Annotated in this window: 20 protein-coding genes and 1 riboswitch; of the genes, 7 read left to right on the top strand and 13 right to left on the bottom strand. The window is 64.0% G+C overall.

Annotated features, from left to right (window positions below):
• Complete coding sequence (locus tag JOE62_RS04420) at positions 1-1,086, bottom strand: App1 family protein phosphatidate phosphatase (protein WP_204720643.1); 1,086 nt, start codon at positions 1,084-1,086, stop codon at positions 1-3.
• Positions 1,087-1,182: 96 nt separating this feature from the next.
• Here JOE62_RS04420 and JOE62_RS04415 point away from each other — a divergent pair, with 96 nt between their 5' ends.
• A complete protein-coding gene (locus tag JOE62_RS04415) occupies positions 1,183-1,617 on the top strand; it encodes a pyridoxamine 5'-phosphate oxidase family protein (RefSeq protein WP_204720641.1) in 435 nt (144 codons plus the stop codon).
• A gap of 83 nt (positions 1,618-1,700) precedes the next feature.
• Here JOE62_RS04415 and JOE62_RS04410 read toward each other — a convergent pair whose 3' ends face one another.
• From JOE62_RS04410 to JOE62_RS04380, 7 genes are all read right to left on the bottom strand, one after another.
• Positions 1,701-2,558 (bottom strand): 3-hydroxyacyl-CoA dehydrogenase family protein, encoded by an 858-nt coding sequence (locus tag JOE62_RS04410; protein ID WP_204720639.1) that lies wholly within the window; start codon positions 2,556-2,558, stop codon positions 1,701-1,703.
• Between the two features lie 37 nt (positions 2,559-2,595).
• Positions 2,596-4,053: an aldehyde dehydrogenase family protein gene (locus tag JOE62_RS04405; RefSeq protein WP_204720637.1), complete on the bottom strand. Its 1,458-nt coding sequence runs from the start codon at positions 4,051-4,053 to the stop codon at positions 2,596-2,598.
• Positions 4,054-4,086: 33 nt separating this feature from the next.
• A complete protein-coding gene (locus tag JOE62_RS04400; protein ID WP_204720635.1) occupies positions 4,087-5,265 on the bottom strand; it encodes an acyl-CoA dehydrogenase family protein in 1,179 nt (392 codons plus the stop codon).
• Between the two features lie 27 nt (positions 5,266-5,292).
• Positions 5,293-6,438, bottom strand: coding sequence for a CaiB/BaiF CoA transferase family protein (locus JOE62_RS04395; RefSeq protein WP_204720633.1), 1,146 nt, complete (start codon positions 6,436-6,438; stop codon positions 5,293-5,295).
• 154 nt (positions 6,439-6,592) lie between these two features.
• On the bottom strand, positions 6,593-7,312 hold the full coding sequence (locus JOE62_RS04390) for a GntR family transcriptional regulator (protein WP_204720631.1): 720 nt from the start codon (positions 7,310-7,312) through the stop codon (positions 6,593-6,595).
• Between the two features lie 46 nt (positions 7,313-7,358).
• Positions 7,359-8,906, bottom strand: coding sequence for an MFS transporter (locus tag JOE62_RS04385; protein ID WP_239543185.1), 1,548 nt, complete (start codon positions 8,904-8,906; stop codon positions 7,359-7,361).
• Between the two features lie 4 nt (positions 8,907-8,910).
• On the bottom strand, positions 8,911-9,441 hold the full coding sequence (locus JOE62_RS04380) for a MarR family transcriptional regulator (RefSeq protein ID WP_204720627.1): 531 nt from the start codon (positions 9,439-9,441) through the stop codon (positions 8,911-8,913).
• 101 nt (positions 9,442-9,542) lie between these two features.
• Between JOE62_RS04380 and JOE62_RS04375 the strand changes: the two genes are divergently transcribed.
• Complete coding sequence (locus tag JOE62_RS04375) at positions 9,543-10,403, top strand: inositol monophosphatase family protein (protein WP_204720625.1); 861 nt, start codon at positions 9,543-9,545, stop codon at positions 10,401-10,403.
• A 76-nt stretch (positions 10,404-10,479) separates the two neighbouring features.
• Positions 10,480-10,692: a hypothetical protein gene (locus tag JOE62_RS04370; RefSeq protein WP_204720623.1), complete on the top strand. Its 213-nt coding sequence runs from the start codon at positions 10,480-10,482 to the stop codon at positions 10,690-10,692.
• 94 nt (positions 10,693-10,786) lie between these two features.
• Here the strand turns inward: JOE62_RS04370 and JOE62_RS04365 are convergent, their stop codons facing one another.
• The 4 genes from JOE62_RS04365 to JOE62_RS04350 form a co-directional block, all read right to left on the bottom strand.
• Entirely contained in the window at positions 10,787-12,430 is a 1,644-nt protein-coding gene (locus JOE62_RS04365) for a thiamine pyrophosphate-binding protein (RefSeq protein WP_204720621.1), read from the bottom strand.
• Positions 12,427-13,416 (bottom strand): agmatinase, encoded by a 990-nt coding sequence (gene speB / locus JOE62_RS04360; RefSeq protein WP_204720620.1) that lies wholly within the window; start codon positions 13,414-13,416, stop codon positions 12,427-12,429. The genes JOE62_RS04365 and speB overlap by 4 nt, the downstream gene beginning before the upstream one ends.
• 417 nt (positions 13,417-13,833) lie before the next feature.
• A complete protein-coding gene (locus JOE62_RS04355) occupies positions 13,834-14,250 on the bottom strand; it encodes a hypothetical protein (RefSeq protein WP_204720618.1) in 417 nt (138 codons plus the stop codon).
• 135 nt (positions 14,251-14,385) lie between these two features.
• Positions 14,386-14,952, bottom strand: coding sequence for a cupin domain-containing protein (locus tag JOE62_RS04350; protein WP_204720615.1), 567 nt, complete (start codon positions 14,950-14,952; stop codon positions 14,386-14,388).
• 131 nt (positions 14,953-15,083) lie between these two features.
• Here JOE62_RS04350 and JOE62_RS04345 point away from each other — a divergent pair, with 131 nt between their 5' ends.
• The 3 genes from JOE62_RS04345 to JOE62_RS04335 all read left to right on the top strand — a co-directional run bounded on the left by JOE62_RS04345 (position 15,084) and on the right by JOE62_RS04335 (position 17,292).
• Positions 15,084-15,671, top strand: coding sequence for a DinB family protein (locus tag JOE62_RS04345; RefSeq protein ID WP_204720613.1), 588 nt, complete (start codon positions 15,084-15,086; stop codon positions 15,669-15,671).
• A 67-nt stretch (positions 15,672-15,738) separates the two neighbouring features.
• Positions 15,739-15,852, top strand: a riboswitch (SAM riboswitch).
• A 15-nt stretch (positions 15,853-15,867) separates the two neighbouring features.
• Positions 15,868-16,134: a hypothetical protein gene (locus JOE62_RS04340; protein ID WP_204720611.1), complete on the top strand. Its 267-nt coding sequence runs from the start codon at positions 15,868-15,870 to the stop codon at positions 16,132-16,134.
• Between the two features lie 54 nt (positions 16,135-16,188).
• Complete coding sequence (locus JOE62_RS04335; RefSeq protein ID WP_204720609.1) at positions 16,189-17,292, top strand: VIT1/CCC1 transporter family protein; 1,104 nt, start codon at positions 16,189-16,191, stop codon at positions 17,290-17,292.
• A gap of 65 nt (positions 17,293-17,357) precedes the next feature.
• Here JOE62_RS04335 and JOE62_RS04330 read toward each other — a convergent pair whose 3' ends face one another.
• Entirely contained in the window at positions 17,358-18,548 is a 1,191-nt protein-coding gene (locus JOE62_RS04330) for an LOG family protein (RefSeq protein WP_204720608.1), read from the bottom strand.
• 86 nt (positions 18,549-18,634) lie between these two features.
• Here JOE62_RS04330 and JOE62_RS04325 point away from each other — a divergent pair, with 86 nt between their 5' ends.
• A complete protein-coding gene (locus JOE62_RS04325) occupies positions 18,635-21,982 on the top strand; it encodes a DEAD/DEAH box helicase (RefSeq protein WP_204720606.1) in 3,348 nt (1,115 codons plus the stop codon).
• The last annotated feature ends 33 nt before the right edge of the window (positions 21,983-22,015 follow it).

The following is a 22,015-nucleotide window of genomic DNA, read 5'->3' as shown; positions in this document are numbered from 1 at the left end:
CTATTCGTCCTTCAGCAGGTTCGTGCTGCCATCGCCCGCGATCCCCAACTTGGCCAGTTCACGCAGGATGCGCGCTCCGTCCGGCTCGTAGACCCAGCGCACCCCGGGAGTGGTCCGGCGCAACTCATGCGAGCGGCCGCCGGCCAGCACCGCTTCGGAAGGGGTCAGCTGGCGGATCACGATCGCCCGGACCAGTTCCGGGTAGCGGCGCGCGAACTCCGCATAGATGGCCGGATCATGCTGGCCGTCATCGCCAACGAGCACCCACGAAATATGCGGGAATTCCTCGGCCAGCCGGCGCAGCTGGTCGACCTTGTGCTGCATTCCGCTGCGGAACCAGGAACGGTCCGTCGGCCCCCAGTCGGTGAGCAGCAGCGGGCCCTTGGGGAACAAGTTGCGCGACATGAAGCGCTGCAGGGTCTGCGCGACATTCCAGGCGCCGGTGGACAGGTAGATGGTCGGCGATCCCGGATGCTCGTGCAACACCGTCTGGAGCATTACCGCCATCCCGGGGGTCGCCACGCGGGCATGCTCCGAGAGCACGAAGGAGTTCCAGGCCGCCAGCAGCGGGCGCGGCAGCGCGGTGACCACGACCGTGTCATCGACGTCGCTGATCACCCCGAACTTCTGCGACTGGTCGATCACGAGAATCTTTGCCTGCGCGTCATCGCCATCATGGGCCTGGAGGCGGATCTCGTTCCAGCCGGCAGGCAGGTCGACCATCAGCTTCACATCGATGACACCGCCGCGATCGGCCTGCACCTCGAAGCGATGGTCGCCCACGTTGATGCTGACCTTGCCGCCGGGGAGGATCGGGGAAATGAAGTTGCGGAAGCCGCGAATGCCATCGGCAATCACCTGGGCCTTGTGCTGCCCGTCCTCGAAGGCGCCCGGCTTGGCCAGCACCACACGGGCGAAGACGCGGATCCAGCCGCCGCTCGGTCCGGTGGAGCCATATCCCACATAGGGCAGGATGACCGCTTGATGGCCATTGGCCAGGGCACGCCGCGCGCGCCACCGATGCACACCGTCTTCAATTCGCGACGCTACATGCCGCGCATCGCCATCAGCCGAAATATGACTCATGGCTCCAGTCTTTCATGCCGATGCCCGCGCAGGGGAAAACGAGAACTTGTGTCTCAGGCCCTTGCGCTTTTCTACAAAGAGTAGAAAACTGGTGCTATGAAATTCGAACACGAAATGAACAGTCCGGTCCTGGTCTTGGACGAGGACCAATCGTGGCAGCTGCTCTCGCACACCTCCCACGGACGCGTGGCGACCGCGGTTGCAGGGTTGATCGATATCGTCCCGGTGAACTACGGGGTGCACAACGGCAAATTGTTCCTGCGCACTGCGCCCGGAAACAAGCTTGCGGCCATGTCGATCAATGAAAAGATCGCCTTCGAAGTCGACGGCATCCTTTCCGATGAGGCGTGGTCGGTGGTCGTGCACGGCAGCGCCGAAGTGCTGGAGCATGAAGCGGATATCAAGGAGGCGCGCGAAAGCGGCGTCTCTCCATGGATCCCGACCCAGAAGGATTTCTGGATCCGGGTCAATGTCGATTCCATCTCCGGACGGCATTTCCAGCTCGGCGAGCAGCCAGAGGTCGCTGAATAGCTCCTCGGAGAACCGCACGGAAAACGCCGCTGCCCACCCGATGCTAATCGGGCAGGCAGCGGCGTTTCCAGCTTGGGCCGTGCTCAGGAGTAAGGGTAGAACCCTTCCCCGCTCTTGCGCCCCAGCTTGCCGGCTGCAACTTTTTCGGTGATCAGCGGGTGCGGCTGATCGGCCGCATCGCCGGTTTCGACGTAGGTCGCTTGGGCAATGAAATCGATGACATCCAGGCCCACCATGTCCATCAGCTCGAACGGACCCATGGGGTGGCCCAGCGCGGTTTTCGCGGTGGTGTCGATGTCCTCGATGCTGGCGATTCCAGCGTGCGCCAGGTTCAGCGCCTCGGCGTTGATCGCGCCCATCATGCGGTTGGCGATGAACCCGGGGATCTCCTTGTTCACCAGCACCGGGTTCTTTCCCAGCCGGTTGGCCACCTCGGTGACGGCCTCGATGGTGGCGTCGCTGGTCTGCGCATTGCGAACCACCTCGACGCACTTCATCACCAATGCCGGATTGAAGAAATGCATATTGCACACCTGCTCCGGACGGCCGCTGGCCTCGGCCACCTTCGAGGACGGCAGCGTCGAGGAGTTCGTTGCAAGGATGGCGTGGGCCGGTGCATGCTCGCCGAGCTGCGCGAAGATCTGCTCCTTGATGTCCAAGCGCTCTACCGCGGCCTCGATGACCAGGTCCGCCGTGGACGCGCCCTGGACCAGATCGGTGTCCTGGCCCAGGCGTCCCAGCGCCGCGTCGGCTGTGGACTGATCCAGCTTGCCCTTGGCCACGCGCCCGGCAGCCCAGGATTCCAGTTCGGCACGGGCGGCGTCCAGCGCGTCGGCAGAGATGTCCTGCAGCACTGTGCTGTATCCGCCCAACGCGCAGCTCATCGCAATCTGCCGGCCCATGGTGCCGGCGCCAATCACCAAAATACGTTCAATCGTCATTGATCATTACTTTCTTTGCAGTCCCGCCCGGCACCCTTCAGCCGCGCAGGTAGGTCGTCGTGGTGTGCGTGTAGAACTCGCGAGCTGCCGCTCCCTGCTCTTTCGGTCCGTAGCCAGAAGCCTTCGCACCGCCGAAAGGCACATGCGGGTCGGCGCCTGCTGACTCCGAATTTACATGCAAAATTCCCACGTCGAGAGTTTGTTGCGCTGCCAGTGCCAGCGCGAGATTCGAGGTGAACAGCGCCAGGCTCAAGCCGAATTCCGAGTCTTCAGCGGCATCGAAGGCTTCCTGCCACCCGTTGACCCGGCGCACCGCCAGGATCGGTGCGAAGAATTCTTCCTGCCACGCGCAGTTGGCCCGCCCTGCTTCCCCGTCAGGGAGCTCCAGGATGGTCGGGGCCAGGAAGCTGCCAGTGCCCGGAGCCTGCCCGCGATAGTGCAGCGTCGTGCCCTGTTCCAGCGAGCGTTCGATCCCCTGGGCTGCCGAGGTGGCCGCCTTGGCATCCACCAGCGGACCCATGTGCACCGACGGATCCAGTGGATCCCCGGTCACCCACTGCGCGAGCCGCCCGGTGAGCTTGGCCAAGAACTCATCGGCGATGGCCTGATCGAGGATCAGCCGGCTCGTGGCAGTGCACTTCTGCCCGGTGGAGCGGAACGCCCCGAAGAGCACCTGCTCGCTGGCCAGGTCCAGGTCGGCGTCGGCCAGCACCACCGATGCGTTCTTGCCGCCCATTTCCGCCTGCACCGGAATCCCGCGCGCTGCCCCGGCGGCGCAGAGCTTGCGGCCCACACCGGTGGATCCGGTAAAGGTCAGCCCGTCCAGCTGCTCATTGGCGATGAAGGCATCACCCAGCGCTCCGGGTCCGATGACCAGATTGAGCACGCCGGCGGGCAGCCCTCCATGCTCCAGGGCCTGCACCAGGCGCATGGCCAGCAACGGCACCAGGCTGGCCGGCTTGAACACCACGGTGTTGCCGAAGACCAGCGCCGGGGCGATCTTCCACGCAGGAATTGCGATGGGGAAGTTGAAGGGCGTGATCACCCCGATCACCCCCAGCGGCTTATGCGTCACCAGGATCTGCTCCCCGGCGCGCGGGGATTGGAAGACGGTGCCGGCAGCGCGTTCGGATTCGCTGGAATAGTAGATGAGGATCTGCGCTGCGCGCAGCACTTCGCCAATGCCTTCGGCCCGGGTCTTGCCCTCCTCGGCGGCCAGTTCCGCGCCGAAGCCCTCGGCATGCTCCGTCAGATAGCCGGCGGCCTTGGCCAGGATCGCGCCGCGGGCTGCCATCGGGGTGGCTGCCCAGGACTTCTGCGCCGTGCGGGCGGCATCAAAGGCGGCCGCCACCTGGTCCGTGCTGGCTGCGGTGCCCTCGGCGAGGATGCTGGATTGGTCTGCGGCGGCCGTCGATCCGATGCGCCCGCCGTCTCCGGGAACCCAGGCACCGTTGATGCAGTGCTCCAGGGTGGCAACTGTTGTCGAAAGTTCCATTGGACTCTTTCCCGTTTTCTGTGGGCTCGCGGCTTAGCGGAAGGCCGGCACGCCGGTGAGCTTGTTGCCCAGGATCAGGGTGTGCACCTCATCGGTGCCCTCGTAGGTGCGCACCGACTCCAGGTTGTTGGCGTGGCGCAGCGGCGAGTAGTCCAGGGTGATGCCGTTGCCACCCAGGATGGTGCGGGCTTCACGGCAGATCGCGATGGCTTCGCGGCAGTTGTTCAGCTTGCCGACCGAGATCATGTGCAGATCCAGGTTCCCGGCGTCCTTTAACCGGCCGATGTGCAGGGCGAGCAGGAAGCCCTTGTTGATTTCCAGGGCCATATCCACCAGCTTCTGCTGGGTCATCTGGTATCCGGCCAGCGGCTTGTCGAACTGCAGGCGCTCCTGCGAGTAGGCCAAGGCCGCCTCGAAGGCGTCGCGGGCGGCGCCCATGGAACCCCACAGGATGCCGTAGCGGGCCTCATTCAAGCATGAGAAAGGCCCCTTCAGTCCCTTGATCTCCGGCAATACCGCAGTTCCTGGCAGGCGCACATCCACCATGTCGATGTCGCACTGGATCGAGGCGCGCATGGACAGTTTCTGCTCGATTGGCGTGGCGGTGAAGCCAGGGGTGCTGGTGGGCACGACGAATCCGCGGATGCCCTCATCGGTCTGCGCCCAGATCACTGCCACCTGGGCCACGTTGGCCAGGCCGATCCAGCGCTTGGAGCCGTTGATCACCCAGTCATCGCCGTCGCGGCGGGCGAAGGTCTTCATGCTCGATGGGTCCGAGCCTGCGGTGGGTTCGGTCAGCCCGAAGCAGCCAATCGCTTCGCCGGCGGCCATCTTCGGCAGCCATTCTTGCTTCTGCTCCTCGGAGCCGTGCTTGTAGATGGCGCTCATGGCCAGCGAGCCCTGGACCGAAACGAAGGTGCGCAGCCCCGAGTCGCCGGCTTCCAGCTCGGCCCCGGCGATGCCGTATTCCACGGCCGAGCGGCCCGCGCAGCCGTAGCCTTGAAGGTGCATGCCCAGCAGGCCCAGCTTCGCCATCTCCGGAACGATTTCCAGCGGGAAGACCGCGTCGTTGTACCACTTGGCGATATTCGGCTTGATGTTCTCGTTGACGAAACCGCGCACGGTATCTCGCAGCGCCAATTCCTCGGACGAGAGCAGGGAGTCGAAGTTGATCAGGTCCGCTGGGTCCAGCAGGCGTTCGATGGCGGTCATGGTGTATCTCCTTGAAAGTTCTTGCGATTAGTTGTTGGCGAAGGTGCCCAGAAGTTCTTGATGCTCCCCGTGGGCCGGCGGGATGCTGCGGTATTGGGCTCCGGTGCGCGAGAGCCCGATGGGGCTGGCGATCTGCTCGGTCACCTCTCCGGTGGCCGGATCGGTGATCAGCGCGACCGGATCCAGGCCGAGCTCCTTGGCGAAGTCGATGGCCTCGGCGATGGAGTTGACCTTGCCGGCGGGGACTCCCGCGGCCATCAGCGCTTTGGCCCAGTGCGCGGCCGTGGCCGATGCGGTGGCCGCTTCGATGATGGCCTTCAGTTCGGTCCGGTGGGCCACGCGTGCGCTGTTGCTGCCAAAGCGCGGATCGTGGATCAGTTCCGGCTGGCCCAGGTGCTGGGCCAGGGCGGCGAATTGGCGGTCGTTGCCTACCGCGATCGCCACGACGCCATCGCTGGCTGCGAAGGTTTCATAGGGGGCGATGCTCGGGTGCGCGTTGCCCATGCGTGCCGGGGATTTTCCGGTGGCCAGCGTGCTGCTGGACTGGTTGGTCAGCCCGGCCAGCAGCGAGCCGAGCAGGTTGATGCTCACCCGCTGGCCGATGCCGCTGGAATCGCGTTCGCGCAAGGCCAGCAGGATCCCGGCCACCGCATTCTGCGCGGCCAGGACATCCACCAGGGCCACGCCCACCTTGCTCGGCGGCCCCGACGGTTCGCCGGTGATGCTCATCAGCCCGCCCACTGCCTGCACCAGCAGGTCGAAGCCGGGCAGTGCCGCACCCTGCTTTTCGCCGAATCCCGAGATGGAGCAATAGACCAGTGCCGGATTCAGTTCGCGCAAGCTCTCGTAGTCCAAGCCGAATTTTGCCAAGACACCGGGACGGAAATTCTCCACCAGCACGTCTGCCTCGCGGATCAATTCGCGCAGGGCGTGCAGCTGTGCCGTGTCCGCAAAGTCGGCGACTACTGCCTGCTTATTGCGGTTCACCGACCAGTAGTAGGTGCTGATGCCTTGGGCGTTGACCGGCGGCTTCCAGCTGCGGGTCTCATCCCCGGCAGCGCTTTCCACCTTGAGGACGTCGGCTCCGAAGTCCGCCAAGGTCATGGAGCACAGCGGTCCGGCCAGGATGCGCGAGAGGTCGATGACCTTGATCCCTTCGAGCGGTTGGCTCATTCGCTTCCACACCTTCAATCCACAAAAATCATTAGTTACATGTTGCATGCAACTCTATGTCGTGCAGATCACCTTGGCAAGGAATTTCATGATGTTTCGCCGCCGCCTCGGCACCAATTGCGTTCAGGCTGGCGCGGAACGCTGCGGCTTGATGCTAGGAAATCAAGGCGTCCAACCGCTCCAGGAACGGTTGCGCGTCCAGTCCCTCTGTCCGCGAGCAGACGGACTTGATCAGCATCTGTGCGGTGCGCATGACGTGATCGCGAACCGCCGTTGCGGCGGCATCCGGATCCTTGGCAAGAATCGCTGCCATGATTTCCTCGCGGTCCCCGGCCAGATCCTGGCTGGACCGGGCGAAGGGCACCGTGGTCTGCCCGTGAGCCAGGACCAGGTTGCGCAACTCCCCCACCACGTTGTCGAGCTTCGCGTTGCCGGCCAGCCCCAGCAGGTAGAGGTGGAATTCCTTGTCCGCTTCCAGCGTTGCCCGGCCATCACCGGTTTCACCGATCTCAAGCATGCGCTGGTGCAGCGACTTCAACTGCTGGATGTCATCCTCCGTCGCATTCCGCACGCCACGTGAGGCAGCAGCAGGTTCAATGGCCAGCCGCAGCTGGAAGACTTCCACAATCTCGTCCAGGGAAATCTGGTTGACGCGCACCCCGCGGTTTTTCGCCACGGTCACGATGCCCTCTTTTTCCAGCAGCTGCAGGGCCTCGCGCACCGGAGTCCGCGAGACGCCCAGCTTTTCCGAGATGCCGATGGCTGAGTAGTGCTCCCCCGGAGCCATCTCGCCGGCAACGATGGCAGCGCGGATCATCGTGGACACCTGCTCGGTCAGGGACGCCTTCTGCTGGATCGGTTGCATGCTACTCATGGTTTGAAGCTTATCCTGATTCGCCTCCGCGACAACGCCACGCCCGCTAGATCGTCTTGCGCAGCGGCACTTCCTTGATGAGCACGACGCATACGAAGGCGATAACTGCCACGGCTGCCGAAACGGTGAAGACGATACCTGTCGCCTCGCCATAGGCGGCTTCGACCACCAGCCGCAACGCATCGGGCATCCCCGAAAGATTCAGCGAATCCTCGGTGGCCGGTGCCGCGGAAAGCTGCCCCTTGGCCGCCAAGGATTCGGTGATGAGGTCAGCCACATTGCGGGACAGCAGCGCGCCGAGCACCGCGACGCCTGCTGAGCCGCCAACTGAACGGAAGAACGCCACCGAAGAGCTCGCCGCACCGATATCGGTGACTTTCACCGTGTTCTGCACCGAGAGCACCAGGTTCTGCAGCATGAACCCCATGCCCACGCCGTTCAGGAACATGCCGCAGGCCAAGATCCAGTATTCGGTATCGTGGTGCATCGTTCCCAGCAGGCCGAGGCCGGCGATATTGAGGATTGAACCGATCAGCAGGTAGATTTTCCACCGGCCGAAGCGGGTGATCATCTGTCCCGAGAAGACCGATCCGAAGTAGTTGCCGGCGATCATCGGCAAGGTCATCAGCCCGGCCATGGTGGGCGTGGCTTCGCGGGCGATCTGGAAGTACTGGCCGATGAAGGCGCCGGTGCCGAACATTCCCACGCCGATCGAGATCGAGGCGAGGATCGCCAGCGACGTGGTCCGGGTGCAAATGATCTTCAGCGGGATGATCGGTTCGGGAACCCGCGATTCCACGAGCAGCAGCGCTGTTGCCAGCAAGATGACCGTCGAGACCATGGTGTAGGTCTGCCACGAATTCCAGCCGAAGTAATCATCCTTGCCCACATAGGACACCCAGATCAGCAGGATGGAGACGGAGGTGGTCAGCAGGATGGCGCCCACCCAGTCGATATGCACCGGGCGCTTCACGTGCTTCAGGTGCAGGGTCCGGTGGATCAGGATCATCGAGAGCAAACTGATCGGAATGCCGAAGAAGAAGCACCAGCGCCAGCCAAGCGGCGAGTCCACGATGAATCCGCCCAGCAGCGGGCCTGCCGCGGTGGAGACAGCCATGACCGCGCCGAAATATCCCGAATAGCGTCCGCGTTCACGTGGCGGAATGACCGTGCCGATGACCGCCATGCCCATGGCCGTCAGCCCGCCCATGCCGATGCCCTGGATGACCCTGGCGAACAGCAGCACAGGTATCGACCAGGCGAGCCCGGCCAGCAGCGAGCCGAGCACGAACACCAGGATGCCCGCTTGCAGCAGCTTCTTCTTGTCGAAGAGATCTGCCATCTTGCCCCAGATGGGTGTGGTGGCGGCATTGGCCAGCAGCGTGGTGCTCAAGACCCAGTTGAAGTCGGTTTGCGAGCCGCCCAGGACATCCATGATGGTCGGCAGGGCAATGGACACGATGGTCGCCGCGAGCATCGCGGCGAAGAAGGATGCCAAGACTCCAGCGATGGACTTGAGCACCTCGCGCTGGTCCATCTGCGGCTGGTCCGCGGCCACCTCGGTGAGGTCGGTAGGACGGTCTTTTTCCGGCATGCTCTTATCCAAGGTCGGTATTTTCTGCGTTGTTTCCGGTGGTGTTTTGCTCGGTGCCGAACTGATCGGTGCGCCGGGATTGGATACCGCGGATCATCGTATCGTTCAACTCGCCCAAAGCGTGGGCAACACTGGCCATGCGGGAGCTGTCCCAGTCGGGAAGGACCTGGCGCATGCGCTCTAGGCGCAATCGGTCGCGGAATTCAAGCCGCTCGCACCCCGCCTCGGTCACCCAAAGCACATGGCGGCGGGCATCGATTTGGCTGGGCCGCCTGTCAACCAGGCCCGACTGCTCCAGTTCCGCCAGGTGCCGGCTCATTGCCGCAGTGCCGATGCCGAGGACCTGGGCAAGGTCGGCAGCATGCGTGGGTTCACGGGATTTCAGCGTCTTGAGCACATGATGGGAGGCGTTGGAAACCTCGGGATCCGTCTGGTCCATATGCGAGAACACGCGTAGGATCCTGGAACTGCGCGCCAGCTCGTCGAGCAGGCTCTTGAGCCCTGAATCCGAATGGCTGTCTGGAGACTTGTCCACGGTCTATCGGCTGCCTATCTATTGTGTTTCCACCACAGTAAGTTTAATTAGTTGCTTTAGTCAACGTTTTGGTGTTCCGTGCCGGCGGTAAGCTGGACTTCGTGAATGATCAGCGAGTCCAAGCCCGCACCAACTACGCCGAAGAACTGCGTCTTGCAGCGCTTGAAGCAGCTCGCCAGTCCGCCGAACTGCTGCGCGCTTCCTTCCGCGGCACCGTGCACGCCGAACACAAAACCAACACGCATGATCTGGTCACCGACATCGACCGGCGCAGCCAGCGGATCATCACCGACGCACTGCTCTCGGCCTGCCCCGGTTCCTGGGTGCTCGGCGAAGAGCGGATCTCCGGCGAGCACGGCCAGCAGGCTCCCGGCAAGGTGCAGTGGATCGTTGATCCGATTGACGGCACCAGCAATTTCGTCCACGGCGTGGCATTCTTCTGCATCTCGATCGCCGCCGCCATCGATGGCCAACTGGTTGCCGCCGCAATCCTCGATCCGATCTCCGGCGATGAATTCAGTGCCAATTCGGATACCGCATTCCTCAATGGACAAGTCCTTGAGCCCGGTGCCCGTCCCGAGCAGTCCCGCGCCAACCTGATGACCGATTACCCGGGAGCGGAATCCATGCTCAAGGACGGTGATCTGTCGCTGAAGCTTCTGGGCCAGTGGATCCAGGACTTCGCCACGGTGCGGCGCAAGGTCTGCGCAGCGTTGTCCCTGGCCCATGTGGCGGCAGGCTGGTGCGATGCCGTGATCGGTTTCGATACCAAGGTGTGGGATGTGGCCGCCGGCGCGCATCTGGTGCGCATGGCCAAGGGCACGTTCCGCGGCCTGTCCTACGGGCAACCGGGGCTGGCCGACCACCACTGCCCCGGATTCATCGCCCAGGGGCCAGGCGCCGACTATCCCTCGCTGGCCTCCGCTGCCGAGCAAATCCACCAGCTGCGCACCGGCCGCTGAGCCAACAAAGCAGACAATATCGAAGTTATTGGCCCCACCCCTCGGCTTTGGCCGGTTTCGGACGTACCATGGCGGCATGGCACCACTAGTTAACCGGACCGCACACTCCGCCGTGCGGCACCATGGTGGCGGAGGGGTGATCCTGGGAGGCATCGGAGCAATTCTGCTTTTCGCTACCTTCGCAGTGATGTTGGCAGCCCAGTCCCTGGACTGGGAGCCACTGCTCATCGGCATTTGCCTGGGCATCTCGACAGTGCTTTTCGGCGTGGTATTCCACTTCACCCACTGACCTGCACCGTTTCACCATCCATTAATCACCACGGCCCCGGACCCACCGCTCTTGCGAGCAGCGGATCCGAGGCCGTCGACGTGTCCGGATGCCTCTACAGGTGCGTGGGCGCGAACATCTTCAGCAAGGTGCGGACCACGATGACGTTCGGCCCGTCCGCCTCCAGCGCCTCGGCGAGCGCGGCACCGATGCCTTCCGGTTCCACCGCCCGGGCGGGGATGCCGAAGGACTGGGCCAGCGCGACGAAGTCGGGCCGCGCCAGCTCGGTGGCTGTGGCCTTGCCGAAGGCCCCCTCCATGTACTCGCGCAGGATGCCGTAGCCGCCATCATCGACGATCAGCCAGGTGACCGGTGCATGGTGCTGCTTGGCGGTGGCCAGCTCGGCGATGGAGTACATCGATGAGCCGTCTCCGCTGACCGCCAGCACGCGCTGCTTCGAGCCGATGGCTCCGCCGATCGCGGCGGGGAAACCGAAGCCGAGGCCGCCGGCGCCCTGGGCGGAATGGAATTCGCCGTCCTTGGCGTCCCAGCAGCTCCAACCCCAGTAGGCGGCAATGGTCATGTCCCAGAAGGTCTGCATCCCTGCCGGGACGGCGGCCCGGATATCGGCCATGAACTTCCGCTCCTTGCCCAGGTCCTGGGCATCCAGGCGGGCCTGCACCTTCTCCAGGGTCTCGGCCACCACCTGCTGCGGGGTGTTCCCATGCCACGAGGACTGGGCGGTGAAGCCAGTCTTGCGCATTTCCCCATCAAGGAATTTCAGGGCCTCGCGGGCATCGGCGCGGATGCCCAGGGCGGGGGTGTTGGATTCGAGCACGCGAGGCTCGGCGTCGATCTGGATCATCTTGCCGCGCGGTTCCAGGGTGAAGTAGTTGCTGGTGACCTCGCCCAGGGATGACCCGATGACCACCAGCACGTCGGCGTCTTCCATGACTTCCGAGACGTAGCGGTCCTCGACCCACGACTGCAAGGAGAGCTCGTGCTCCCAGGGGAAGGCGCCGTTGCCGCCGGGGCTGCACAGCACCGGGGCCTGCAGCTTCTCCGCCACGGCCAGCAGCTCGGCCTTCGCCCCGGCCCGGCGCACGCCGCCGCCGGCGATGATGGCCGGGCGCTTCGCCTCGGCCAGCCAGCGCATGGCTTCGCCGATCAGCTCTTCGCGCGGCGGATGCTCATAGGCTTCGGCCAGTGCGTCCTGCACTGGCGGCACCATCACCGGCGCGAGCAGCACGTCCTGCGGCACCTCGACCCAGACCGGCCCCATGGGCACGGTGATGGCCCGGGCCCAGGCATCCTGGATGGCCGAGGGGATGCCGGAAGCATGGTGCACGGTCTGCTGGAACTTGGTGACATTGGCGGCCGAGGCCTTCTGGTCATCGAGCTGGTGCAGCATGCCCTTGCGGCGGGCGCCCAGCCCGTCCAGCGGGATCTGGCTGGCGACCACGACCATCGGCACACCGGTAGCGTAGGCTTCCTGCAACCCGGCCAAGGAAGTCAGCGCCCCGGGGCCGGTGGAGAGGAACAGCACGCCCACTTCCCCGGTGGCCCGGGAGTAGCCGTCGGCGGCGAAGGCCGAGTTGTTCTCGACGCGCGAGGAGATGAATTCCAGGCTGGAGCGCGAGAGCGCGTCGAATAGTCCCAGGGCGTGCTGGCCGGGGATCCCGAACACGGTCTTGGCGCCGAGTGCGGTGAGGGTCTCGATGACCAGGTCGCCGCCGTTGCGTTGCGGTTGCTCGCTCATGAGGCATTCATTCCTTTGCTGGCGCGGAAGTCGCTGATCAGGCTGATCAGGTCGTAGGTGACGTGGCTGGCGGCCACGCCGGTCAGTTCCGCATGGTCGTAGGCGGGGGCCACTTCCACGATATCCGCGCCGACGATGTTCAGCCCGCGCAACCCGCGCAGGATTTCGAGCAGCTCGCGGCTGGTGATGCCGCCGGCTTCCGGGGTGCCGGTGCCCGGGGCGTGGGCCGGGTCCAGCACGTCGATATCCACCGAGATGTACAGCGGGCGGTTGCCGATGCGGTCCCGCAGCTTGTCCACGATCTCGCGCACGCCCTGGTAGTAGACATCCGAGCTGGTCACGATGCCGAAACCGAAGCGCTTGTCGTCCTCCAGGTCCTTCTTGCCGTACAGCGGGCCGCGGGTGCCCACGTGGCAGATCGCCTCGGTGTCCAGGATGCCTTCCTCGACGGCACGGCGGAACGGGGTGCCGTGGGTGTATTCGGCGCCGAAGTAGGTGTCCCAGGTATCCAGGTGCGCGTCGAAGTGCAGCATCGCCACCGGGGCGCCGGCGCGCTGGGAGGCGGCGCGCAGCAGCGGCAGCGCGATGGTGTGGTCGCCGCCCACGGTGACCAGGGTGGAGCCGTCGCTGGTCAGCTCCAGCGCGTTGTGCTCGATGGCCTCGATGGCCTCGTTGATGTTGAACGGGTTGACCGCCATGTCCCCGGCGTCAGCCACCTGGCTCTGCGCAAAGGGCGAGGTGTCGGTGGCAGGGTTGTAGGGGCGGATCAGGCGCGAGGATTCGCGCACGTGGTTGGCGCCGAAGCGGGCGCCGGGACGGTAGGACACACCGGTGTCGAAAGGCACGCCAACGATCTTGATGTCGGCCTGCTCCACCTGGTCCAGGCGCGGCAGCCGGGCATAGGTGCCGCCCCCTGCATAGCGGGGAATCTCCGCGGCATTGATCGGTCCCAGCCGGCCATTTTCCTCGATGCGGATTTCCTTCATCGCAACTTCCTCCCCAGACGCACGAGGACCACAGCCCAAGTTGTCTAATATGAAACTTCAGTTTTCCATTATGCTATTTTGTCTGCTGGGTCACGTCAAGATCCAACGACAGGGCCGGGCGGAATCCGGGCGCAAAAAGACGCGAGCCTCAGCCCGGGAATGGACTGCGGCCTGCGCCGGAACTTCAGTGAGGAGATCAGTTGGCGGCGCTGCGGATTTGCTGGACCAGCACCCCTAATCCAACACGCAGCTTCGTTTCATTGATCGCCAGCAACCGGGAGATTCGAGAGTCCAGGTTGAGTGGTGCTGATTGCAACCCAGTTCTGCCAATGCTGGCCAGGATGGGACAAGGCAAAAAACGACAAGGGCAGGGATACGTTGACTGCACTTTCAGGCCATTTCATCCAACCCGGGAGCTCAGGGCGCCTCGGAGCCCTTCTTGCTGGCATTCACCAGCGCCCGGTCGACCTCATGGATGCCCAGGGCGAAGCCCGCGGACATCACCAGCGACTTGATGGTCAATTCGGAAAGGTCATCGGCCACGTACACCAGCTGGATCGGGCCGGCCAGGATGAGCAGGATGGCGGTCCACAGCGCATAGGTCCAGGAGATGCGCGCCTGCGCCATCTGCGGGAAACGTGCACGCCGGCGGATCGTCCGCACGCCGATGGTCACGATGACGACAGCGAGAATCGCGGCGCCGAGGAAGAAGAAATTGCGCTGGGTACGGATCCAGGTCAAGGTGGTGCCGACAAGAACGCCGAAAAGCACCGAAGCCCACCAGCTGATGCTGCGCAGCTGGTCCTGCGTCGCGGTTGGTTCGCCTGTCTTCACGCCTCTCCCATCGCCAATCGTTCCGAGCGCCCGGAACAACGCATCGTTCCTAGAATACGCCGTTGCCCACCCCGCCAGCGAACACGCAGCCGCATCGCGCCGAGCGTGCCGCCGCAGCGGGCGCAGGGGTTGGGCTCAGCAGAGGATCAGCGTCCAGGTCACCACGGCCGGCTCATCGGAAGGGTTCTGCCAGCTATGCGGCTCGCGGCCCGGGAAGGTTACGGTGTCGCCCGCCTCAAGCTCCAATCGCTGGTCGGGCAGGATCAGGATGAATTCTCCGGCGATCACGTGCAGCACTTCCAGCTCGCAATCCATCGAATACAGTTCCGCTTCGCCAGTGCCCCTCGGCGCAATCTCGGCGCGGATCATCTGCAGCCGCTTTTCGCTGCGCGGGGTCACCAGCTGCTCGGTGATCCCGTCGCCGCCCAGTGAAACCCGCGGTGCCTGGTCCAGGCGGACCAGTTTCGTTTCCGGGACTTCGAAAAGCGTGCCGACCTCGATGCCCAGCACCTCGCACAGGCGCAGCAGAGTCGCCACCGAGGGGCTGGTCAGGTCGCGTTCCACACGCGAGAGAAAGCCCTTGGTCAGCCCGGAGAGCTCTGCGACCTGGTCAATGGTCATGCGCTGGGTCTGCCGCACCCCGCGCAGCCGCGCACCGATGTTGATCGCAGCACCGGTTGGTTCAACTGGCAAGGTTTTCATCGTTTGGCTCCATCAACGTCGTGTCCGGCAGCGGCATCCGCGGCGGCTTCACCGCCTGCGGGGCAAGTTTACCAATGGTAAACACGCGATGTCCCCTACCGCGGGCCGGCCGCGATCATTAGACTCTGTCCATGGACAGCACCAAGGACAAGCTCTGCGGGTACCTGAATGAGGCGCGCGAGAATGCGATCTTCAAGGCCGAGGGCCTGGCCGAGCAGCTGGCACGCACCCCGCTCACCCCTACCGGCACCCACATCCTGGGCGTGCTGCACCATCTGGTGATCAACGAATACGAGTATTTCGGCACCTGCCTGCGGCGCGAGGCCAACGACGCCTATGTCCGCGAGTTCATCTCCCCGCATGATCCCGACGCTGATTTCCTTCCGCCTGCAGAGATGGACGGGCTGCAGCTGATAGGCCTGTACCGCAAGGCCATCGCCTTCGCGGACGAGGGCATCGCCGCCTTGTACCTGGATTCTGCAGTGCACGTCCCGTGGTGGGGGCCGGCGGGGCATACCACCTTGGACCATCTGCTCATCCATGCGCTGGCCGAGACCTCCCGGCATGCAGGGCAGCTGGATATCATCCGCGAACAGCTCGACGGCCGCGCCGGCTGGACCGCGACGCTGGATTTGCTGCCCGACTACACCGCGGCGCAGTGGGCAGATCATCGCCAGAAGCTGCATCGGCTGGCCGATTCCCTGGCCCCGGAGAACTGACCGGAAGTCATATTACGCAGTACGGCTTCATCTGGCGCCGCATGCGGCGGTACGCTCAGAATTGTTGCTTCACGAGACGCGGCGCCAAGCTCCGACTGGCCGCGCACCAACCCCAAGTTCATGGGTGGTTCGGATGAGGAAGCGGTCCGCGCATCAATTGGTGCACGGGCAAGAGCTCGCCAGAGAGTTAATATCCATGGCCATCCCGATCCTTCCCATCATCGACCGCCAGACCGGCCAGGTGCAGTTCACCGCTGAGGGCCGCTGGTGCACCCGCTACGTTGCGGACCCGCTCAGGCTCGAACGCCTCATCACCCGCTGCTCCCGCCGTCCGGCCTTCGACCCGGACACCTCCGAATTGCTGCTGGTGGTGCCGGAAGCAGGGAATCCGGCAGGCAGACGCCATGCATTTAGCCTTGCCAAATTCCCAAGTCCAGGGGCGCTGGCTAAAGTGGAAAGCTGAGCCGATCCACGGGTTTCCATGGGAAACTCCACGTTCAAGGAGAGCCTTTTCGAGATGCCACAGCACCCAAGCGCCGAACCGACCAAAGCGCAGATCCAGCGATGGCGCAAGTATCTCGCCGATGAAGTCGCCGAGGGCGCCATCTACCGGGCCCTGGCGGAAAAGAAGACCGGGCAGGAACGGCAAATCCTGCTGGGCCTGGCCGAAGCCGAAGCACGCCACGAATCCCACTGGCGCACGTTGCTCGGCGAGCATGCCAAGGAAGTCCGACCGTCGCTGCGCCGCACCATGCTGCGCTTCCTCGCCCTGCACTTCGGGTCGGTGTTCGTGCTGGCCATGGCCCAGCGCTCAGAGAGCAGCTCCCCCTACCGCAACGACAAGGACGCCACCGCGCAGATGGCTGCCGACGAGCAGGTCCACGAGGAAGTCGTCCGGGCCCTGGCCACAGCAGGACGCGCACGGCTGTCGGGCAACTTCCGCGCCGCGGTCTTCGGCGCCAACGACGGGCTGGTATCCAACCTGGCATTGATCATGGGCATCGGCGCCACCGGCGTTTCTTCGACCTTCGTGCTGTTCTCCGGCATTGCCGGCTTGCTGGCCGGAGCGCTGTCCATGGCGGCCGGCGAATATGTTTCGGTGCGTTCCCAACGCGAGCTGCTGACCGCCTCGCGGCCCACCCAGGTCACGCTGACCGCAGCCCCGAACCTGGATCTGGACGCCAACGAGCTGGTGCTGATCTACAAGGCCCGCGGCATGAGCGACGAGGACGCCGAGCACCGGGCCGCCGAACGCATGGGCCTGTTCACCTGCGACTGCAACCCTGATTTCTCGCTGAACCCGGAAGGCCGCGGCGACGAGCTCGAGAAGGAGCACCAGGAGCTGGGCTCGGCCACCGGGGCGGCCGCCACCTCATTCCTGCTCTTCGCTTCCGGCGCGGTGGTGCCGATCCTGCCCTACATCTTCGGCCTCTCCGGCCTGGCCGCGATCATCGTGTCGGTGGTGCTGGTGGGCCTCGCCCTGATGATCACCGGCGGCATCGTGGGCCTGCTCTCCGGAGCCTCCCCGTTCAAGCGCGGCTTGCGCCAGCTGGCCATCGGCTGGGGCGCTGCGGCCGTCACCTACTGCCTGGGCCTGATCTTCGACGTCAGCGTCAGCTAATACTCCGCTTGGCATCGAAAATGCCGGGACAGCTTCGGCTGTCCCGGCATTTTCGATGCCCCGGACTAGTTGTCCTTTGCCGGCCGGGTGCGCCGCCGCAGGGTTTCCATGGACTGGATGAACGCCAGTGCTTCCTCGGCGGTGTCCACCAGGGCGATCTTCTGCTCCATCACGCGTTCCTTGGCCAGGGCCTGGAGCAGCGGCCACGCCGGAAGGTCATTTCTCCAGTAGTCGCGGCCGACCAGCACCATCGGCACCACGCGGGCACCGGTGGCGTAGTAGTTCTCGCAGGCATCCTGGAAGATTTCCTGGACCGTGCCGGCAGCCCCGGGCAGCACGACCAGCCCGCCGTTGGACTGCTCCAGCAGGATCGCCTCGCGAATGGAATTGGTGAAGAACTTGGCGATCTGGGTGGCAAACAGATTCGGCGGCTCATGGCCGTAGAACCAGGTCGGCACGCCCAGCGACTGCCGCCGGCTGGGGAAACGCTCCTTCACCATCAGGGCGGTTCTCGCCCAGCCGGTGCGATGGTGGATCGCATCTGGCGCTTCGGCGAGCATCTGCAAGGCCGTCGCAATGTCATCTGCCCCATAGTCGGCCAGCCACGCACCGGCATTGGCCGCTTCCATGGCTCCTGGCCCTCCCCCGGTGGCCACCGCGTAGCCAGCACGGGTAATCATGCGCCCGAGCTCCAAGGCCTGCGCGTACTGCGTGGTGCCCCGGTTCATCGCATGCCCGCCCATCACCCCGATGATCGGAGTGTCCTTGAACGTTCCCTCATATACCGCCGAGACCAGCGCCTGGCCAATGTGGTGATCGTGCAGGGTCCTGGCCAGCGCACTGTGATCGCTGTCGGCATTCGCCGCCGCATGCTGCTGGGAGTACGCGTATATTTTGGCATCGGGCACCTGCTGGTAGGTCTGCGTCCAGATCCCCGAGTACAGCTCTTCTGCCGTATACAAGCCGCGGGCGCCGGTCTCGAACGGCAGCTGCGCCCCCGAGCTCATGCATAGCCCGCCCGTCGCCTGCACGATCTGCTGGCCTTGGGCGGAAAACTGGCAATCGATGAACAGCGCTTCGGAAAGATCCAGCGATTTCAGCACGGTATCCCGCTCGCGCAGATCCACGCGGTGCACGCGCCAGCCTTTTCCGTGGGCATGGTGGGAAACCAGCGCTTCAGCGGCAAGACGGTCGAATTCGACGAGCGAGGTGATGTTCACTGCTCGGGCTGGAAGATAGGGCCACACGTGGGACATGTGTCAACGCTACGCCATGGATAGTGATTATTCACAGAAGGGCCCATCAACTTTCGCGACGGCCCGGAACGTGAAACGATGAGAGGATGACTGAATCTGTTCCACCAACCATTGACGCCCGCCATTTACTGGCTTTTCTGGGCAACGTTCCTTTCTTTTATGGAAAGAACCTGGCCGCAGAAGCAAATTCCGTGGTTGACGTGGAATTCGATGAGAACACCGGGCAGATCGAGGGCACAGTCACCGATTCCGGCAAAGAATTCTCTCCGATGATCCAGGTCCACTTGGAGGGTGGCGAGTGGAAGATCGAATCCTGCGAGTGCACCTGCGACGCGCCAGGCATCTGCTCTCATATCGCGGCTTTGGCCATTACCTCCAATAAGATCGCCTCCCAGCCTCGCCCGCTGCCGGTCCATGAAGAGAAGCCGGAGACCGCGTGGTCAAAGCAAATCGATTCATGGTTCGAGGAGTCCGACCCGGGCCCGGCCGACGGGCTGCTCGGTTCGCAGCACGATCCTGTGGTGCCGATGGCGCTGCAGTTCCTGCTCTTCGATTCGAAGGACGCCACCCAGCAGCAGCAGTGGATGCCGACCGGGACCATCCCGCACCCGACCCGCAACAAGCGCTTCCGCTTGGGCGTGCGCCCCATGGTCCGCAATGCCGAAGGCCGCTGGGTGCGCGGCCAGCTGCGCTGGACCACCCTGGGCTTCAAGACCTACGGCTGGAACCTGCTGCGTGCACAGCACCACTGGTTCACCCGCTTCGCTTCCATGGCCCGCAGCGACAGCCAGTTGCAGTTCAAGGTGGACGAAGACTGGCTGTTCCTGGACGAGTACGCTTCCGAGCTTCTCTGGCCGCTGCTCGAACAGGCTGGCGAGCTGGGCATTGCGCTGATCACCACCCGTTCCGAGCAGCGCGTGCGGATCGTTGATCCGGCCAGCTTCAGCATGCAGGCCTCCCTGGATGAGCAGCAGTTGCAGCTGGACGGCGTCCTGCACATCGCCGGGCAGGATCTCGTGCTTGATCCGGACGCGCCCAGCGGTGTCATCGCCGAGCATGGTTTCTATGCGCAAATGGCCCAGCCCGATGAAATCTGGCTCGCTCCAAGCACCGAGCCGGTTCCCGACGCGCACCGCCGCTGGTATATCGACCGCCGCCCGGTCACCGTGCCCGCACCGGAGATCAACGACTTCTTCGAATCCTCCTACCCTCGCCTGGCTCGCCGTTTCGAGCTGCGCAGCGTCAGCGACGAGCTGGTCCTGCCTGATCTGAAACCGCCCTATGTGCAGGCCACCGTGGTCTACAAGCGCGAATTCAACCAGAACAAGGAACCGAACGACACCGCCGCGCTGGACTTCCAGATCCGCTACCCTGGGATCCCCAGCGACCAGGAAGTGCACGACGTGGAGGCCGAGGAACTGCTCCAGTCAGCCGTGCATGAGGTGTTCCTGGCGCATGAGGAAGCCGGCAATCCCAACCTGTCGCCGAAGTTCTACGCACGCGATGACACCATTGATTTCGTCACCGAGATCCTGCCCGCGCTGGAGCGCCTTCCGGAGGTCCAGCTCGTCGAGCAAGGCACCCGCCCGACCTTCCACCAGCTGCGTGAACTCCCCCAGCTGAAGATCAATGCCGTGAATCATGAACGGACCGACTGGCTTGATCTCGGCTTGCTGATCACCGTAGGCGACCATGAGGTTCCCTTCTCGCAGATTGTCGAGGCCATGAGCAATGGCCAGATGAAGCTCCGCCTGCCGGACAACACCTGGTTCTCGCTGAACCACCCGATGTTCGCCAAGCTCAAGGCGCTGGTTGACGAAGCCCAGGCGATGAACGACAAGCCGAAGGAGGGAGACCTGAAGCTGACGGTCTTCCAGATCTCGATGTTCGAAGAACTGGACGAGATGGCTGAAGGCATCGACGGCGCTGACCTTTTCATCGCACGCATGCGTTCGCTGCTCAAGGTCGCCGAGGCCCACCATGCCCAGGTGCCGAACACGCTGGACGCCCAACTGCGCCCCTACCAGGTGGAGGGGTTCCACTGGCTCTCCCGCCTGTACGAGGGCGGCTTCGGCGGCATCCTCGCCGATGACATGGGCTTGGGCAAGACCCTGCAGACAATTGCGCTGATGCTCCACGCCCACAAGCTCTGGGCGGATCCCGAGGCCAGCGCCCAATTGCCGGCAGCCCAGCGTACCCGCCTGCCGTTCCTGGTGGTTGCCCCGAGCTCGGTGGTGTCCAACTGGGAAATGGAAATCAACAAGTTCGCCCCTTCCCTGCGGGTCGTCAGCGTCGAGGGCACGTTGCCGTCACCGCGGCAGCTTCAGGAACTCGCTCAGGACTACGATGTCATTCTCACGACCTACACCCTGCTGCGCCTGAACGACGAGATCTACGAAGCCCAGCGCTTTGCCGGCCTGATCCTCGACGAGGCGCAGTTCGTGAAGAACAAATCCACCAAAGCGCACAGGACCGCCGTGAACCTGCAGACCAATTTCAAGTTGGCAGTCACCGGTACCCCGATGGAAAACAACCTGTCCGAGCTCGGTGCCCTGCTGTCGCTGGTTGCTCCGGCGTTGTTCCTGAACACCACGCGCTTCAATCGCCAGTTCGCCCGGCCCATCGAGGTCTTGGGCGACAAGGAAACCCTCGCCTTGCTACAGCGCCGGATCAAGCCGTTCATGCTGCGCCGCACGAAGGAATCGGTGGTGCTGGATCTTCCGGCCAAGCAGGAGCAGCAGATTCTGGTGCGCCTGTCCGAGGAGCACCAGCATGTCTACGACACGCATTTGAATCGCGAACGCCAGAAGATCCTGCACCTGGTGGCGGACCTGGATCGCAACCGCTTCACCATTTTCCAGTCGCTGACGCACCTGCGCATGCTGGCCCTTGAGCCGTCCCTGGTAGATCCGGAACTGTCGGACATCCCCGGCTCGAAGCTGGAAGCTCTCTTCGACCAGCTCGATGACGTGGTGGGCGAAGGCCACCGTGCGCTGATCTTCAGCCAGTTCACCTCATACCTGAAGGTGCTGGCCGACAAGCTGGCCGAACGAGGCGTGAAGTTCGTGTACCTCGATGGCAATACCCGCAACCGTTCCAAGGTCATCGAGCAGTTCAAGGAAGGCGAAGCACCGCTCTTCCTGATCTCCTTGAAGGCCGGCGGCTTCGGCCTGAACCTCACCGAAGCCGACTATTGCTTCTTGCTGGATCCGTGGTGGAACCCGGCCGTTGAAGCCCAGGCGATCGACCGCACGCATCGCATTGGCCAGACCCGGCAGGTGATGGTGTACCGGATGATTTCCCAGGGCACCATCGAGGAGAAGGTTGTGGCGCTGCAGGAAAGCAAGCGCAAGCTGATTTCGACGGTGATGGATGAGGCCGATGGATTCTCCAAGGCCTTGACCGCCCAAGACATCCGAGGACTGCTTGAGTAACAGGTTGATTAAATCCGCCGTCTTAGCAGGCGG

The sequence above is a fragment of the Glutamicibacter nicotianae genome, assembly GCF_016907615.1.
GTDB lineage: Bacteria > Actinomycetota > Actinomycetes > Actinomycetales > Micrococcaceae > Glutamicibacter > Glutamicibacter nicotianae.
Note: the sequence above shows the minus strand (reverse complement) of the source record. Positions and strands in the feature narration are given on the sequence as shown.